Origin of the sequence: Polynucleobacter sp. 73C-SIWE, from assembly GCF_018882465.1 — a bacterium.
Lineage (GTDB): Bacteria > Pseudomonadota > Gammaproteobacteria > Burkholderiales > Burkholderiaceae > Polynucleobacter.
On sequence record NZ_JACVOK010000001.1, the window covers coordinates 823,060 to 840,718 of the forward strand.

Consider the following 17,659-nt stretch of genomic DNA (forward strand, 5'->3'; position numbering starts at 1 on the left):
TTCGATGTCAGAGCTAGACAGTAAAAGCAAAGAAAGAACCAAACAAAGCCCGAGTCTCAAAGCTCGGGCTTTGCGTCTTTTGTCGCTCCGAGAATATAGTCGCAAAGGTTTAGCTGCAAAACTTGCAGAGTCAGAAGCAAGGTGGGCAAAGCTAGGTGGAGATCAAGCTCAAGAGGCGTCAGACACTAGACGCTTAAGTATTGAGGCCGTGCTAGATGATTTTGAGGCTAGGGGCTGGCTATCGGACGAGCGTTTTGCTGAGGCATTAGTGCGCAGGCGCAGTGAACGTTATGGGATGCGAAAAATTCAGGGTGAACTTGAGAGTGCTGGAGTAGATTCCAAGCAATCTGCGAAACTTCTGGCGGGGCTCAAGGAAACGGAATATCAGCGTGCTTATGAGCTCTGGACTCGAAAATACGGTGTAGCGGCTCCAGATCAGAAGGAACGGGCTAGGCAATACCGCTTCTTGGCCTCAAAGGGTTTTAGTTCTGAAGTCGTGGTAAAGGTGATTGGCGGCCAGCAGCCCGATTAGGGCAATTACGGATCGGAAATAGACAATTGCGGCGTTGCAGCATGATAGACTTACGGGGTCGGTCAAGCCGTTCGCATTTATTCAAATTTAGCTAATTTAGCTATATCTCGAGTAAGTATGGGATGAAGGCAACATCGGTTTAATTAATCCTCATTGCTTGCTAAAAAAGATACCGTTTCGGAGTAATTATGAAAATTCACGAGTACCAAGGCAAAGAACTGCTTCGCCAATTTAATGTGCCTGTTCCAAACGGCATCCCTGCGTTTAGCGTTGATGAGGCAGTGAAAGCTGCTGAAAAACTAGGCGGCCCAGTATGGGTTGTTAAGGCTCAAATTCATGCTGGTGGACGCGGCAAAGGCGGCGGCGTGAAGTTGGCAAGAAGCATGGACGATGTGAAGAAATACGCATCTGAAATTTTGGGCATGCAGCTTAAGACTCATCAAACAGGACCAGAAGGTCAAAAAGTCAATCGTCTCTTAATTGAAGATGGCGCAGATATCAAAAAAGAGTACTACTTCAGTATTGTTACAGACCGTGGCACGCAAAAGAATGTGATCATGGCTTCAAGCGAAGGTGGTATGGATATTGAAGAGGTTGCAGAATCTCATCCAGAAAAAATTATCAAAGTATTTGTTGATCCATTAATTGGTTTGACAGATGCTGATTGCGACATCATTGCTAAAGGTATTGGCGTGCCTGAAGCTTCTATTCCAATGGCTCGCGATGTATTTAAGAGCTTGTATAAAACGTATTGGGACACCGATGCTTCATTGGTGGAGATCAATCCATTGATTCTTGAAGGTAATGGCAAGATCAAGGCTTTGGATGCGAAGTTCAACTTTGATCCAAATGCATTGTTCCGTCACCCAGAGATCGTTGCTTACCGTGATATCGATGAAGAAGATGCTGCTGAGATTGAGGCCTCTAAGTTTGACCTTGCTTACATCTCTTTAGATGGCAATATTGGTTGTTTAGTCAATGGTGCTGGTTTGGCTATGGCAACCATGGATACTATCAAGCTATTCGGTGGTGAGCCAGCAAACTTCTTGGACGTTGGCGGTGGTGCTACAGCAGAAAAAGTGACTGAAGCATTCAAGATCATGCTCAAGAATAAGAGCGTTGAAGCAATTTTGGTTAACATCTTCGGCGGCATTATGCGTTGTGACGTGATCGCTGATGGCGTAGTTACAGCATGTAAAGCGGTAAACCTCACGGTACCTTTGGTTGTACGTATGAAGGGCACAAACGAAGATCTGGGTAAGAAGATTCTTGCCGACTCTGGTTTGCCAATTATCAGCGCCGATTCAATGGCTGAAGCTGCTACCAAGGTAGTTGCTGCTGTTGCCAAAAACAAATAATCCAGGAATTCCAATATGTCTATTTTGATCAATAAAAACACCAAAGTCATTACACAAGGTATTACTGGTAAGACGGGTCAGTTCCATACTGAAAAGTGTCAAGAATACGCAAACGGCAAAAATTGTTTTGTTGCTGGTGTGAATCCTAAAAAAGCCGGTGAGTCTATTTTTAACATTCCAATTTATGCGACTGTGAAAGAGGCTGCTGCCCAAACTGGCGCTACCACTTCTGTAATTTATGTTCCCCCTCCGGGTGCTGCTGCAGCGATCTGGGAAGCAGTTGAAGCTGATCTTGATTTTGTGATCTGTATCACTGAAGGTATCCCTGTGCGCGACATGCTTGAAGTGCGTAATAAAATGCATGCTAAAGAAGCTGCTGGCGGTAAGAAAACCTTATTACTTGGCCCTAACTGCCCGGGCATCATCACTCCTGATGAAATTAAGATCGGCATCATGCCTGGCCATATTCATAAGAAGGGCCGCATTGGTGTTGTGAGCCGTTCCGGTACCTTGACCTATGAAGCAGTTGGTCAGTTAACAGCGATTGGCTTGGGTCAATCTACTGCGGTTGGTATTGGTGGTGATCCAATCAATGGCTTGAAGCACATCGATATCATGAGAATGTTCAACGAAGATCCAGAAACGGATGCGGTCATCATGATTGGTGAAATCGGCGGCCCAGATGAGGCTGAAGCAGCTCGCTGGTGCAAGGACAATATGAAAAAGCCAGTAGTTGGCTTCATTGCTGGTGTTACAGCGCCCCCTGGAAAGCGTATGGGCCACGCCGGCGCATTGATTTCTGGTGGAGCGGATACTGCTGATGCCAAACTTGCCGTCATGGAAGAATGTGGCTTCAAAGTAACAAAGAACCCATCAGAAATGGCAGCTTTATTGAAAGCCATGTTGTAATAGCGAAAAATTAAAAGATACTGCTATCTCGATAGTGTTTAGCAGTATCTTTTTTGTAGTAATTTGTAGTTTAAAAAAGTAGTTAAAACATAAAAAACGTAGGGAGACAAAATGGATTTTTCAGCTTTTTCTGATGCTACCTTCTGGGCGGCACTTCTATCAATCATCGTAGCTAATATCTTGTTATCGGGCGATAACGCAGTTGTGATTGCATTAGCATCACGCAACCTGCCGCCTGAGCAGCAAAAGAAAGCCATTTTCTGGGGTAGTGCTGCTGCAATTATTTTGCGCGTAGTGCTCACCATTACTGCGGTTGCCTTACTAACATTGCCATATCTCAAAATTGTTGGCGGCTTGTTACTTCTCTATATCGGTATTCAGTTGTTATCTGATAGCGGTGGTGAAGAGCATATGGAAGCTAAAACCAGCATCTGGGCAGCGATTCGTACGATCTTGATTGCTGACTTAGTAATGAGTTTGGACAACGTCTTGGCTGTGGCTGCTGCTGCACAAAAAGGCCCAGAAGAAACTCGTCTCTTGCTCTTGATTATCGGCTTAGCAATGTCTATTCCTTTAATCATTTTTGGTAGCGCAATGCTGTTGAAAGTGATGGAGCGTTTCCCAATCATCATTACTTTGGGCGCAGGCTTATTGGGCTTGCTAGCGGGCGGTATGTTAGTGGATGATCCAGCAATTAAAGATAGCATTCAGGAGGCCTTAGGAGATGCTAAGCTTGCCTTTGAAGTTATCGGTGTAGCCATTGTTATTTTGGTGGGCACGTATATGAAAAAACGGAATGCTGGAAAAGCAGAGCATTAATCGGATTTCAAATGAATCAGAAAAGCCGGCCTCTAAAGCCGGCTTTTTTAACGCCTAGATTTCTTGTGTAGAACAGGTATAGACTGGATGATGAGGCATTTCACCTCAGGAGCTAGAAGATATGCAAAGTAGAAATCAGGAATCAGGATTTACATTAATCGAAGTGATGGTGGTTGTTGCCATCATTGGTATTTTGGTAGCGGTAGCTGTTCCTCAATATCAAGATTACATTGCACGTAGTCGGGTTGTTGAAGGGATGAATTTATCCTCCAGTGCAAAGCTTGCTGTGACAGAAGCCTTTGCAAGTCGCGGGACTGTAACCATGGATGAGGCTACCAGCGGTTCATTTACCTTTGGACCTACTCGTAGTGTAAAGTTGATCGAAATCACGCCATCAGGAGCCATTGCTATTGACTATCAAGTCAGTGTTGCGCCAGAAGGTAAGAACACGCTACACCTCATTCCGACAAATAATCCAGATGCAAATGTGCCAAAGCCGATTGACCTCTCAAAACCAGAGGGCGCAACATGGGCAGGTGGTTGGTCTTGTAGATCGACTGAAACAAATCTACTTCCCCAGCTCCTACCATCTGAGTGCAGAATTAATAAGTAAGGATTTAGCAAGAAGCTTGCCCAACCATTAGCCACCCTAGGGTGGCTAATTCGTATAGCTTTCTATTCGAACTCTTCTCAAGCAGTTTCACTTCACTCGTCACCATGCCAGATCTACTGCTTTGGACATATGGTAGATATTAAGTAGGGCGACTTGGACTACGGTGAGTGCTTCTGTTGCCGTACTTTAAAATTAGGTTAAACGTAGCTATTAAGTGGGTAGAAAAGATCGCTAAAAGACATGTGGCGGCTTGCTTTATAGGCCTGCTCCTTTGCAATAAAATGAATCCATGAATCCCAAATTTCAACTAATGCTTCAACAAGTTATTCAAGCTTTTCAGGGCGATAATTTTGATTTAGCTAGCTCAACTTTAAATAAGAGTCTACAAGTTGATGTATCTAGTTCGGAGGCTATTTTTGACCTTGGGATTGCTTATGCAGAAGCTAATAAATTTGCTGAAGCGCTGACCATTTTTTATTGTTTAAAGTCTTATAAGAATAGCGATGCAAGGATTCCATATAACATGGGCATCATTCATTCGCTGGAAGGTAAGTACGAGCTGGCATTGGTGGCGTACGATTTAACTCTTAAGCTTCAGCCTGACTACGTGGAGGCATTGATTAATAAAGGTGCAATCCATAACGAGATGAAAGATTATGCATTGGCATTAGAGGTTTTGGATCGCGCAATAAATTTATCTGAAAATTATTATGAAGCTTACTCAAACAAGGGTGCAACTCTGCACGAACTTAAGCGATATGATGAGGCCATTACTCAATACGATAAAGCGCTTAGCCTAAAGCCCGATGACCACGAGGCTCGGATCAATAAGGGTGCAACTCTGCACGAACTTAAGCGATATGATGAGGCCATTACTCAATACGATAAAGCGCTTAGCCTAAAGCCCGATGACCACGAGGCTTGGATCAATAAGGGTGCAACTCTGTACAAACTTAAGCGATATGAAGAAGCTATTACTCATTGCGATAAGGCGCTAAGTCTAAAACCAGATAATCACGTGGCTTGGTCTAGTAAAGGGATGTCTCTGCATGAGTTGAAATGCTATGAAGAGGCCATTGCTCACTATGAAAGGGCATTGAGTTTGAGGCCAGACTACCCCGAGGGTTGGAGTAATAAAGGGGTGACCTTGCATGAGCTGAAACGCTATGAAGAGGCCATTGTGCACTATGAAAAGGCATTGAGTCTTAAACCTGATGCTGATTGGGTATATGGAGATTTAGTCTATACAAAGATGAAAATATGCAGTTGGTCTGGTTTGGTAGATTTATTAGACATTATTTGTAGAAAAGTGATGGCAGGCGAGAAAGCTGCACAACCTTTCCCTTTGCTTGCTTTAAGTGATGATGCTTCTTTACATAAGCAATGTTCTGAGATTTATGCTCAAAATAGATATCCATCAAATTTAACCTTAGGCTCTATTCCTAAGTTATCAAAAAAAGAGAAAATTCGTATTGCTTATTTCTCTCCTGATTTTCGAAGCCATCCAGTATCTTTTCTAACTTCTGAGCTCTTTGAAATTCATGATAGAAGTAAGTTTGAAGTATTCGCTTTTTCGCTACAAAAAGTACCCATTGACGATGAGATAAATATTCGCCTCAGAAAGGCCTTTGACAGATTTGTAGATGTCGATAATATGTCAGACCAAGAAATTGCCCAATTAGCCCGAGAGTTGGAGTTAGATATTGCCATTGATTTGGCTGGACCAACTCAATACTCTAGAACTAGAATTTTTTCTTATCGAGCTGCACCTATTCAAGTAAATTGGTTGGGCTATGCAGGAACAATCGGCGCTAATTTTATTGATTATATTGTGGCTGATAAAACTATTATTCCAGACCAGTCCCAGCAGTTTTATTCTGAAAAAGTAGTAACTCTTCCTGACACCTATATAGTTGATGACTCCAAGCGGATTCCTTCTTCTAGAGAATTTACAAAAAAAGAGTGTGGGTTACCAAAAAATACATTTATCTTCTGTTGCTTTAATAATGACTATAAATTTAATCCTCAAGTTCTAGATAGTTGGTCGAGAATTTTGTGGGCAGCAAAAAATAGCGTGTTATGGATTCCAGAAAATAATGAACGCTTCAGTGCCAATATAAAATTTGAATTTGAAAGGCGAGGCATTAGCTCTAATAGGGTTATCTTTGCTCAAAGAGTGGAGTCGATGGCCGACCATTTGACTAGATATGCTTTGGCGGATTTATTTTTGGATACCTACCCCTACAATGCGCATACAACGACGTTAGATGCTCTTAAAGCTGGGGTCCCAGTCCTCACCCTGATGGGAGGATCATTTGCTAGTCGTGTGGCAGCTAGTCTCTTAAATGCTATTGGTTTGCCTGAGCTCATTACCAATACCCAAGAGGAATATGAGTCTTTAGCAATTGAGTTAGCCTTGAATCACCAGAAACTGGCAGATATAAAATTGAGGTTAGCTAACAATCGTCTAACTGCCCCTTTATTTGATACACCACTCTTTACTAAAAATCTTGAAGCAGCCTACATCGCAATGTATGAGCGATACCAAGCCGATTTAGAGCCAGAACACATATCTATTGCTTAGGCGGTATTTTCAGTGTTGCAATAGCTACTTGTTTTTGCACGCTTAGGCCTAACTGAGCGAAACTAGTTGGTGACTACTAGGTCGCCTTCCACTCTCCAGATTTACTATCACTCTTCTCTAGTAGTTTGACATCACCATGCCACGGTTTACTGCTTTGCACATATCGTAGATTGTGAGTAGGGCTACTTGGACTGCGGTGAGGGCTTCCATTTCAACGCTTTGTAACTTCAATCTTGACCAAATCTTTGGGTTTACTTGGACAACATTTGGATAAAGGTTAGCATAAGCCATACGGGTGCCCCAATTGAATTTCTAGAATCTAGACCTCACCGTACTCCCCTAAAGTAGGCTTAGGAGTCCCACATCTTTCTTGCGCAGTGTTTTGGACATTAGAATGGCTTATTAATAATATTTTTATACATCATGCAATATTTTGGAGGCAATAGTGGAATTTAGTTTTTTCTTTCCAACAAATGATCGTGGAGGTACACACCTTTTAGGTTGTTTAATGCAGGGCTTACATCTTCTGGGACATAAAATCTATTCTAATGTTCCAGTAAAAGAGTTTAGATCAAATGGGATATGCCTGCCATTTTCTGGTTTATTTGCAGATAAAATTGAAATTACCTCTGATATGTCTAGAGGGCATTTAATTGTTGATGCTTTTAATGGTTTAGGTAAATATTCAGAGCCTTTAATAGAGTCCGCAAAAAACAATAAAATTGTCCTTGTGGATATGAATGATGTATGTAATTTTCGTGACTATGACGAGAATTTCCTTGTCTTTAGGGCCCACTCTAATAAATTTGCCATTAGAAAAGGAAAATTCCAGCCTATTGGATTTGGAGTTTCTCAAGAAGCAGTTGATGCCTCTAAAAATTATCAAATCTGCAAGAGGGATGGCGGTATTTTAAGAAACTTTCGCCCCTCAAGTAACCAGTCTGTTAGAGATTCTCTAGACCTAATTTTGGTCCCAAAATTGAAGACTCATTTCAATATTAATCAGAATATTTCAGCTCAAAATCAATATCTCTCTGACTTGCTAGCCTACAAGGCAGTATTAGCTTATGGGGGCAGCCTCTATAGGGATCTTCTTTTAAATCCTTATTTTTTGGGCAATAAGGACCTTGAGTTTAAAGAGTTGCCTACTGAGCCTGCCATATTGAGATTTGATAGCTGGAGATACTATGAGGCAGCATTGTTTGGGGCATGTCCAATCTCTCTTGATTTTGAGAGATATGGATTAGATAATTCGGCAAATCCTACTCCATGGAAAGAATATATTCCAATAGATTTTGCCAGAATAGACGAAACAGTATCTAGGATTGTGACTTCACTGAATGATGACCCAATGTTTTTTGAGAATATTGGAAAAAATGCTAGGGACTGGGTACTGAAAAACCATTCGCCCATGTCTATGGCGGAAAGATTATTAGAAAAAATGAGGGCAGAGGAATATCTCTAAAGTACTGATAAGTCTATACCGAAAATTATTCAGTATTTAAATTTAGGTATGCTGTGTAATACTGAAACAAGATCTGAAAGTCTTTGCCAAAAACCTACTTTGGTCGGCAAGACACACTGTCGCTTGTATGGTGACTTATCAATCTCAGGAGAGTCTCCATCACTCTCGTAGATTGCGACTCTTCTAGATTAACCGTTCTTGGTAAGTGATATGTGGGCTGTACTTGTTTGCTAATTGATGTCCTCCCAGCAAGGGCTCAAAATCTCTCCCCTTCGCATAGCGGTCTCAATGGCAAGCCATTACAAATGGTTTTGTGTATATGTTGCGGTTGGCTTTTGGAGTGCAAGCCTCCAGCAGAATGCTTTGCACATCACAGTAGTTATTTTTGGACTAATCTTAATTTTTGACATTATCTTAAAATTGTGAGTTGTCGCTATAAAATAATGCCATGAATCCTCAACTTCAATCAATGCTTCAGCAAGCCATCCAAGCCTTTCAGGATGGAAATTTTGATAGTGCTGACTTAATTTTAAAAAGAGTTTTACAGGTTGACGCCAAAAATCTCCCAGCCTTACATGTGCTTGGCTTAATAAAGGTGATGCAGACCAATTACAGAGAGGCGGTTGATTATTTAACTAGGGCCGCTCGTATCCATCCTAATGATGCTTCAATACAGTACAACTTGGCAAAAGCTCTTGCAGACTCTGGAAATGATAAAGATGCTCTTATTCATTACAAAAAATCAGTTGTCCTAGCTCCAAATAATCCAGAAGCTTGGCTTAGCTATGGAAAAAGTGCCTCTAATTTGGGTCGTTATGAGGAGGCCTTAGTTTGGTATGGCAATGCGCTAAGTTTGAAGCCTGACTATGCAGAGGCGGCTTTGAACAAAGGCGCAACTTTTAAAGAGCTTAAAAGATATGAAGAAGCTATAGCTTTCGCTGAGCAGGCCTTGGCAATAAATCCTAATCTGGCTGAAGCTTTGTTGAATAAAGGGGTTGCCTTAAAAGAACTCAAACGCTATGAAGAGGCAATTGCGCAATATGATAAGGCGCTAAGCCTTAACCCTGACTATGCAGAGGGTTGGGCCAATAAGGGTAATGCTTTGTATGAACTCAAACGCTATGAAGAGGCAATTGCGCAATATGATAAGGCGCTAAGCCTTAACCCTGACTATGCAGAGGGTTGGGCTAATAAGGGTAATACTTTGTATGAGCTTAAGCGGTATGACGAGGCAATCGTGTACTACGATAAAGTACTTAGCCTAAAGCCTCACGATCATGATGCTTGGAACCATAAGGGCAATATTTTGCATGAGCTCAAGCGGTATGACGAGGCAATTGCGCACTACGATAAGGCACTAGGCCTAAAGTCTGACTATGCAGAGGGTTGGTCTAATAAAGGTAATGCTTTGCATGAGCTCAAGCGGTATGACGAGGCAATTGCACACTACGATAAGGCACTAGGCCTAAAGCCTGACTATGCAGAGGGTTGGTCTAATAAAGGTAATGCTTTGCATGAACTCAAGCGGTATGACGAGGCAATTGCACACTACGATAAGGCACTAGGCCTAAAGCCTGACTATGCAGAGGGTTGGGCTAATAAGGGGATGATCCTGAATCTCCTTAAGAGGCATTCTGATTCAGCAAAATGTTACCTAAAATCTTTAGAGCTTAAGACGGAAGACTCTTTTTTATTAGGTCAATTTCATCATCAAATGATGTTAGCGTGCGATTGGACTAATTATGAAAAGAGTATTGATAAAATCGCTCATTTAGTTAGCGAGGGAAGAAAGGGGGCTGAGCCATTCGGTTTCCAGGGCATTTCATGCTCAGAGGAATTATTAAAAAAGTGTGCTGAATTTTATTCAAATGATAGGTTTCCTGCGCTTGGTAATTTGTCTGAATTTTCAAAGTATCAACATCATAAAATTCGTATTGGATATTTGTGCGGTGAATTTAGGAATCAGGCAACCTCAATGTTAATGACCCGTGTTTGGGAGTTGCACGACAAATCTAAGTTTGAAATTTTTGCTTTTGATAATGGCTGGGATGACGGTTCAGGCTATCGCCATAGAATTAATCAAGCATTCAGTAAGATATTCGATATATCTAAATTATCTGATGTAGAGGCGGCTAAATTAATTCGATCTAATGAGATTGACATTCTTGTAAACTTAAACGGTTTTTTTGGGCTCGCAAGGCAGGGTGTATTTTCTTATAAACCTGCCCCAATTCAAGTGAACTATCTTGGCTTTCCCGGAACTATCGGCGCAAAATACATGGATTATATTATTGCCGATAAAGTGGTGATACCGGAAGAGTCAAAAATACATTACATTGAAAAGCTTGTATATCTACCAAATAGCTATCAAGCAAATGATGACCTAAGAAAAATCTCTGATGGACAATTTTCTAGAGCGCAACTAGGTCTTCCAGAGGATGTTTTTGTTTTTGCTTGCTTTAATAACAACTACAAAATAACTCCCTCTACTTTTGATTCGTGGATGAGAATTTTAAGTAATGTTCCGGGAAGCGTTTTGTGGCTTTTGGAGGATAATCCAACCGCTAAAGAGAATCTAATTAAACAGGCGGCCTGTAGAGGTGTCGATTCGTCTAAATTAGTTTTTTCTGATCGCCTTAGAATTGAGGATCATCTGGCGCGTCAACGGTTAGCAGACCTGTTTCTTGACACTTTGCCTTATAACGCACACACAACCTGTAGCGATGCTTTATGGGCAGGATTACCTGTGCTGACTCTAATGGGGAGCACTTTCCCGGGTAGGGTTGCTGCTAGTCTTCTAAGTGCCCTAGGATTAACTGAACTTATTACCTCCAACAAGGAACAATATGAGGCTTTGGCAATTGAATTAGCGATAAACCCCCAAAAGCTTATAGATATTAAATTGAAGCTAGCCAAAAACCGATTGACTACTCCCTTATTTGATACCCCGCTTTTCACTAAAAATCTTGAGGCTGCTTACATCAAAATGTATGAGCGGTATCAAGCTGATTTAGAGCCAGAGCATATATCTATTAATTAGTGAAAGTTTTTAGTATCGCAAGAGCTAATTGTTCTGGGTCTGAGAGGTTTAACTGGCTATACCCCGAAGAAGTTAGCTTTGTCTTTACAGGCGCCCTTTACTTCTTTTGTGTAGTGTTGCCACGGTTTCTGCTCCTAAGTGGGACAGAATTGGGCCACAAAAAAACAATAGCACAAGAGACGCACGAGACCGAATCCATCAGCATGCTGGATAAGGTGGGGCGCCCCTTTGCGATTTCCAGAAGCTGAACGCTATGCCACACCCCCCCCATTTTTTAAAAAGGTCCCATCCATCTACCTTTGCACGCTGTTTTGCACGGCCAACTAGGTATTTTTTGAATTAATGTCGATTTTTACTCTCCATGTTTAGTGGCAGGCGGTACAAGACCATATCATCCCAGCAAGAAAAATATATTATGTGAATTCCCGAATGGATAAATTAAAAGTGTTGCGACAAGTCGAGCCGGTTGCAGTTTGGCTGAAATGTGAACAATTGCTAGTCTTGAGTAATGCAAGTTTATGTATAGTGGAGGCATTCATTGTTTGGGACTCTAAAATTTATGGGCAACATCTATTACTTTGGCTATCCAACACCTACCACTGGGGGTGATTTTGTAAACATAGATCACGTTTTGGTTTTAAACAAACTTGGTTTCTCTGCGAAAATTATCTACGATGGCAGTCACCCAATGAGTAGTAAATTACCTCAGAACTCTCGGCCTATTCAATCAATAAATTTTCGAGAAGATGATTATTTTATTGTTCCGGAGAATGATTACCAACTATTAGAATTTGCGTACAGCCTAAAATCAAAATTAATTATTCACAATCAAAATAACTATTATTTTTTTAATGCTGTTAATTCTGTTTTAGGTTTGGAAAATAAGCGCTTTAATACTATCATCTGCCCGTCTGATATAAGCGCTAAGATGCTAGTTGATGCAGGTTATCGTGGTGAGGTTGCCGTAATAAAGCCATATGTACCATCATATTTTTCACCATCAAAAAAGAAATTAACCATCGCATTTTCTCCCAGAAAGCTGCCTATTCAGAGCAGGGCATTACTCACAACATTTCGCTCTATGTTCCCAAATTATTTAGATATTGAGTGGGTCGCAATTGAAAATATGGATAGGGAAAATGTAGCAAAATTACTCTCTGAATCGGCAATATATGCATCTTTCTCAAATCTTGAATCTTTGGGCTTATCAACGCTTGAGGCAATGAAGTGTGGTTGCATTGTTGTTGGCGACCATGGTGGTGGGGGCTCTGAATATGCAAACACGGAAAATGGATTTTGGGTTAGGGCTGATGAATTGATTCTATATTCCCGTAAAATTGCTGATGCAATTGAATTATTTAAAAAATTTGGAGCAGAGAATGCAATATCAGTTGCCGCAATCAAATCGGCAAATGAATTTAGCCCCGAAAACTTCCATAAGAGCCTAGAGAATTTTTGGCTAAATAGAATTTCAAAATCCCATTGACGTAGATGGGGAACTATTTTGGGATAGTTTTATTGTCTGTACTGGCCACACTACTCTTATTTTGTATGCGAATTAGGCGCTACCTAGTTTGACTTAGTTTTCTACTCTCCAGTGTTTTTAGTATCGCAAGAGCTAATTGTTCTGGGTCTGAGAGGTTTAACTGGGTGTACCCCGAAGGAGTGGCTTTGTCTTTACAAGTGCCCTTTACATCTTTTGTGAAGTGTTGCCACGGTTTCTGCTCCTCAGTGTGACAGAATTGGGTCCTATCTTTTGCTTCACTAGTTAGTGACCGCTAGGTCGCATTCCACTTCCCAGATTTACCACCACTCTTCTCAAGTAGCTTCACATCACCCATCACCATGCCTCGGTCTACTGCTTTGCACATATCGTAGATTGTGAGTAGGGCGACTTGGACTGCGGTGAGGGCTTCCATTTCTACGCCGGTAGGTCCAGTAGTTTCTGCTTTTACTTGGCAAGTGATGCTGTTGTCATTTGGGTTGGTTTGAAATTCCAGGCTCACGTGGGTGAGTGCCAGTGGATGACAGAGAGGAATAAGATCCGAGGTCTTCTTTGATGCCTGAATGCCTGCAATTCTGGCGATACCCAATACATCCCCCTTTTTGTGGCTTCCCGCTTCAACCATTTTAAAGGTCTCGGGAAGCATACTGATCTTGCCTGTGGCAATGGCGATTCTGTGGGTAGGGGCTTTATCACCCACATTTACCATATGTGCTTGGCCGCTTTCATCAAAATGAGTTAGTTTGTTCATGGGATAAGTTTTACCATATAGGCATGCAGGATATAAAGTTCCTTAGAAAAACCTCATTTTGGCAGCGCCTTTTAGCTATTCAATTGGCGCTAGCTTTGTCATGCTCGGGCGTTATGTCCGCTTCCGCTGCCACACCTGTTGGAGATGTTTCTGTAGATGGTAATTCTGCGGCTATCGAAAATATTGGTCGAGCGATGCAATCGCCGAGTGCCCAGTCCTCTAAGCTGCCAGCTCGCAATACTTTAAAGTCACAACCTAATATTATCTTGCCCGATATGGGTGATCCTGGAGGAGATTCCCTCAGCCGAATTGACGAACGTAAATATGGCGAAATGATCATGCGCCAGATTCGCCCTGATCCTGATTTTTCTAATGACCTACCCATCTATGATTTTTTAAATGCAATGGAGCGTCGTTTATTGCAGGCTGCTAAACAATTGCAGCTTGGTGGCGCAAATGAGCAAGGTAGTGGCGCTTATAACTTTGAAGTATTCGCAGTCAAAGACAGCAGCATCAATGCGTTTGCTTTGCCCGGTGGCTTCATTGGATTTCACACGGGTTTGTTAGTGAGTGCAGAAACAGATTCAGAAGTGGCATCTGTCATGGGCCATGAAACGGGGCATGTATTACAACGTCACCTCGCACGCCAAATGGATAAGCAATCTACCAATACGATGATCGCGATTGCAGGTATGGTGCTTGGAGCATTGGCGATGTCTCGCAACCCCTCAGCTGCTGCAGGCCTGATGCAGGGCGGACAGGCAATAGCTGTCGATAATCAACTTTCTTATTCCAGAGATGCTGAGCGTGAGGCGGACCGTGTTGGCTTTCAGATTTTGGAGGCTAGTGGATACGATGTAAACGGTGCCCCGGGCTTTTTTCAGCGCTTACAAAGAGCAACTGGCGTGATGGATAAAGGTGTTCCAGCTTACGTACGAACCCACCCCTTAACAACCGATCGTATTGCTGATATGCAAGATCGAGCACGGCGGGTCTCTACACGTAATGTACCGACAGCAGTAGAGTTTTATTTCATTAAAGCAAGAGCGCGTATGGAGCAGTCGGGCACTTCTAGCGGTATGTACGACCTTAAAAATACCTTTGAAAGCTTGAGTAAGCAATCTCAAGCCGGTAAACAAATGGAGGGCTTTTATGGTTTAGCTCTTATTGCACAACGTCAAGGTAAGATAGATCAAGCAGAAGGGTATTTGCAGCAAGCCCGTAATTTGGCCCAGGCCTCTAGCGCCCCAGGTTCACCGATTCAAAGGCAAAGCTTATCCTTGGATATCACTGCATCTGAATTGGCTTTGGCTAAAGGCAAGGGCACAGAAGCTTTGCAGATAGCACAAGATACTTTGCGCGCTTATCCTCAGTCCTATGCTGCTGGGGCCGCCATGATTAATGCCAATTTAGCCCTTGGTCGAACCAATGATGCGATTACCTGGCTCAAAGCCAGGACTCGTGTTCAACCAAATGAGATTGTCTGGTGGAGTTTGTTATCAAAAGCTTACGATCAGGCCAAGAATGTACCAATGCGTCATTTCGCGCTTGGGGAAAAATATGCGCTTGAAGGAGCTTGGCCATCAGCCATTGAACAGTTAAAGATTGCTCGTTCATCAGGCGGCTCTGACTACTATCAAGGATCCAGTATTGATGCTCGCTTACGAGAAATGCAAAGACAGTATCAAGATGAGCTCAAGGAGCAGGGCAAAATTCCGGGTTAGAATTCCTGATTGACTGGCTTTGCAATGAATTGAAAGCGAGTGGCAAGTTCTTCTGAATGGATTGGATCTAAGGGCAATTGTTTGCCCTGCCAATACCAAGATCCACCAAAGCTACAAGCTTCTTCATGCAGTGTCGCTAGCCGAGAAAAATGGTCTAAGTCGTGATCATGTAAAAGCGCTACCGTCTCGCGATCTTCTGTACAAAACTGATCTACATTTCTCTCTTTGTAAGTGAGTCGTTTCAGTTTTCCAAGGATGTAGATATTGCCGCTCTCATCACTGAAGGCACCGTTTGCTTCTATTGCGGTATTGCATTGTGTAAGCAGCTCCAAGCCACTCTCGCTTGGTGTGATGCGCACAATCCAGGGCGTAGCGTCGAGTGTGACAAATACACGTTGCGGACCATTCTGAAAAAAATACCTTCCCAAGCTATCGCAAGCATAGTTTCTGGAGATAAATTCATTTAAAGCTGTATGAGTAATTACTTGGCCAGGTAATTGATTTTGCTGCGCGAATTCATCACGCATGCGCCACTGTCCTCGCCGATCTAGGGCGAGCCAACCAAAGCAATCCGGTACATTAGGCCACTTAATGAGCGATCGTAATACTTGCTCATCCATTTTGATTTTTAATGCAGGCCGTGGGGCGTAGAGGGTGCGTCAAAAGTATCTTCAGTAGAGCGGCTGGCATGCAGGTGTGCGATGCGCCAGCCCTGACTGTCCTGTAAGAGCACGAGAGTGATGTTTAAGAAAAATTCAGCTTCTACCTGATCAGCTCTGAGATGGACTGCTTCAGTGGTGTCATAAATAGCGGCTCCTGGAATAGAGTGGCTAATGCAGGCAATCGGCTCTAAAAATAATGGCTGCTTGGATAAAAGTCTCTCTAAGCCCTTACGAATTTCTACGTGACCACTTAGCCGATGACCCTCTGGCAACACACAAGTGATCGAATCATCATCAAGCCAGATATCCAGGGCGCCTTTGACATCGCGATGGCGCAATGCATCTCGCCAGGCATCTACAACTTCATCAGCATTGTGAAAGAGTCTTGCAAGTTTGGTCATCACTTACTTTTCCGAGTCATTATTTCAACGTATTGAGTGTAGCTAAAACTTGTTCCGGCAGTATGTCTTTTAGGCACCGTAAGTGACCTAATGGGCACTCTCGTTTATGGCATGGGCTGCAAGGCATATTCAGCCAAATAACCTGAGCCTTATCGGATAAAGGGGGCGTATGGGCAGGGTCGCTAGAGCCAAAGATGGCAACCTGGGGGGTATTGAGCGCGGCTGCAATGTGCATCAAGCCTGAATCGTTGCTGATCACTACTTTGCTCATACCAATTAGGGCCATTGCCTCATCTAGGGAGGTATTGCCACACCAGTTATGAATATTGCTATTTAGTTTTGCCTGGGAGGTAATTTCTTGGCCAAGGGCATGATCACTTTTACTGCCCAAAAGCACTATCTGAATATTTGGATTTTCTGCGATGAGCTTCTGAGCAAGTGTCGCGAAGTGCTCAGTAGGCCAACGTTTCGTGGGTCCATATTCCGCGCCTGGGCACATTACATAAATGAAGTCACTACTGATGTTGGCGTTTTGTAATTTATTTTGAACAGACTGTTTTGCTGTACTGGAAACCTTGAGCTTAGGAGCTAACTGAGTCGGCGGAATCGACTCACCATCTTTGAGAAGTTCGCTGAGCGCCGAATAGTGCTCTACCATTGGTGGACGGTTAATTTTGCTTGGATTATCCAGCGCTAGATTAATGGGGCCAAAACGAAATTCTCCGCGATAGCCAATCCGAAAAGGGATATTAGCAAGCCAAGGAATGAGTGCAGACTTGAAACTATTCGGTAATACAAAACAGGCTTGATAATTTTTAGCTTTAATCTCTTGAGCTAATTGCTTGCGTAAGTCCCATTGCAGTTTTCGGTGCTCAAATTTTGCTTCAATCACTTGATGTACTTCTGCGCAGGCACGATAGATCGGAGCCACCCAATTACTGGCAAGCACATCAATTTTGGCTTCTGGATAAAGAGCTTTGAGATTGGCCAGCAAGGGTTGAGTGGTTACCGCATCCCCAATCCAGTTAGGGGCGATGATCAGAATACTGTGCATGTGTTGTATCCCGACTCAGCGCCTCATGAAGAGGCGCTGATAAGGATTAATGTCCGTGTGGCTCAGTGCCAGGAATCAATTTGTAATCAGCGCCACAGTATGGGCACTTGGCTTCACCAGTTTTGGTGATGTCCAAAAAAACTCGGGGGTGCGAGTTCCAGGCTGGAGTTTGATTGGTGGGGCAATGCAATGGTAAGTCTTTGCCATTCACCATAACAACTTGAGCTTGAGTCATATTTCTAT

15 protein-coding genes and 1 pseudogene are annotated in these 17,659 nt (G+C 42.8%); 10 read left to right on the top strand and 6 right to left on the bottom strand.

The window, feature by feature from the left end:
* Positions 1-4 precede the first annotated feature (4 nt).
* The 6 genes from recX to ICN17_RS04365 all read left to right on the top strand — a co-directional run bounded on the left by recX (position 5) and on the right by ICN17_RS04365 (position 6,815).
* Positions 5-532, top strand: coding sequence for a recombination regulator RecX (recX, locus tag ICN17_RS04335; protein WP_216236285.1), 528 nt, complete (start codon positions 5-7; stop codon positions 530-532).
* Positions 533-720: 188 nt separating this feature from the next.
* Positions 721-1,890 (top strand): ADP-forming succinate--CoA ligase subunit beta, encoded by a 1,170-nt coding sequence (gene sucC / locus ICN17_RS04340; RefSeq protein ID WP_216236286.1) that lies wholly within the window; start codon positions 721-723, stop codon positions 1,888-1,890.
* Between the two features lie 15 nt (positions 1,891-1,905).
* Positions 1,906-2,799: a succinate--CoA ligase subunit alpha gene (gene sucD, locus ICN17_RS04345; RefSeq protein WP_216139547.1), complete on the top strand. Its 894-nt coding sequence runs from the start codon at positions 1,906-1,908 to the stop codon at positions 2,797-2,799.
* Between the two features lie 111 nt (positions 2,800-2,910).
* Positions 2,911-3,618 (top strand): TerC family protein, encoded by a 708-nt coding sequence (locus ICN17_RS04350; RefSeq protein ID WP_216236287.1) that lies wholly within the window; start codon positions 2,911-2,913, stop codon positions 3,616-3,618.
* 121 nt (positions 3,619-3,739) lie between these two features.
* A complete protein-coding gene (locus ICN17_RS04355) occupies positions 3,740-4,231 on the top strand; it encodes a pilin (RefSeq protein WP_216236288.1) in 492 nt (163 codons plus the stop codon).
* A 289-nt stretch (positions 4,232-4,520) separates the two neighbouring features.
* Complete coding sequence (locus ICN17_RS04365; RefSeq protein ID WP_216236289.1) at positions 4,521-6,815, top strand: tetratricopeptide repeat protein; 2,295 nt, start codon at positions 4,521-4,523, stop codon at positions 6,813-6,815.
* Positions 6,816-6,891: 76 nt separating this feature from the next.
* On the opposite strand, the pseudogene ICN17_RS04370 reads toward ICN17_RS04365, so the two are convergent.
* Positions 6,892-7,031: pseudogene (locus tag ICN17_RS04370) on the bottom strand (cyclic pyranopterin monophosphate synthase MoaC); the annotation flags it as partial.
* Positions 7,032-7,260: 229 nt separating this feature from the next.
* Here ICN17_RS04370 and ICN17_RS04375 point away from each other — a divergent pair.
* From ICN17_RS04375 to ICN17_RS04385, 3 genes are all read left to right on the top strand, one after another.
* Positions 7,261-8,280, top strand: coding sequence for a glycosyltransferase (locus tag ICN17_RS04375; RefSeq protein WP_216236290.1), 1,020 nt, complete (start codon positions 7,261-7,263; stop codon positions 8,278-8,280).
* 448 nt (positions 8,281-8,728) lie between these two features.
* Positions 8,729-11,320, top strand: a complete 2,592-nt coding sequence (locus ICN17_RS04380) for a tetratricopeptide repeat protein (protein WP_216236291.1) — start codon at positions 8,729-8,731, stop codon at positions 11,318-11,320.
* 559 nt (positions 11,321-11,879) lie between these two features.
* Positions 11,880-12,806: a glycosyltransferase gene (locus ICN17_RS04385; RefSeq protein WP_216236292.1), complete on the top strand. Its 927-nt coding sequence runs from the start codon at positions 11,880-11,882 to the stop codon at positions 12,804-12,806.
* A gap of 292 nt (positions 12,807-13,098) precedes the next feature.
* Here ICN17_RS04385 and moaC read toward each other — a convergent pair whose 3' ends face one another.
* Complete coding sequence (gene moaC / locus ICN17_RS04390) at positions 13,099-13,575, bottom strand: cyclic pyranopterin monophosphate synthase MoaC (protein WP_216236293.1); 477 nt, start codon at positions 13,573-13,575, stop codon at positions 13,099-13,101.
* A gap of 113 nt (positions 13,576-13,688) precedes the next feature.
* Here moaC and ICN17_RS04395 point away from each other — a divergent pair, with 113 nt between their 5' ends.
* A complete protein-coding gene (locus tag ICN17_RS04395) occupies positions 13,689-15,299 on the top strand; it encodes a M48 family metalloprotease (protein WP_255538284.1) in 1,611 nt (536 codons plus the stop codon).
* Here ICN17_RS04395 and ICN17_RS04400 read toward each other — a convergent pair.
* From ICN17_RS04400 to ICN17_RS04415, 4 genes are read right to left on the bottom strand one after another with little or no spacing between them, the layout of a single operon-like run.
* Positions 15,296-15,919 (bottom strand): DUF2946 family protein, encoded by a 624-nt coding sequence (locus ICN17_RS04400; RefSeq protein ID WP_216236295.1) that lies wholly within the window; start codon positions 15,917-15,919, stop codon positions 15,296-15,298. The genes ICN17_RS04395 and ICN17_RS04400 overlap by 4 nt on opposite strands.
* 8 nt (positions 15,920-15,927) lie before the next feature.
* Positions 15,928-16,362: a nuclear transport factor 2 family protein gene (locus ICN17_RS04405; protein WP_216236666.1), complete on the bottom strand. Its 435-nt coding sequence runs from the start codon at positions 16,360-16,362 to the stop codon at positions 15,928-15,930.
* Between the two features lie 19 nt (positions 16,363-16,381).
* Positions 16,382-17,416: a lipopolysaccharide heptosyltransferase II gene (gene waaF, locus ICN17_RS04410; RefSeq protein ID WP_216236296.1), complete on the bottom strand. Its 1,035-nt coding sequence runs from the start codon at positions 17,414-17,416 to the stop codon at positions 16,382-16,384.
* A gap of 46 nt (positions 17,417-17,462) precedes the next feature.
* Positions 17,463-17,651 (bottom strand): zinc-finger domain-containing protein, encoded by a 189-nt coding sequence (locus ICN17_RS04415; RefSeq protein ID WP_087909504.1) that lies wholly within the window; start codon positions 17,649-17,651, stop codon positions 17,463-17,465.
* Positions 17,652-17,659: the final 8 nt, after the last annotated feature.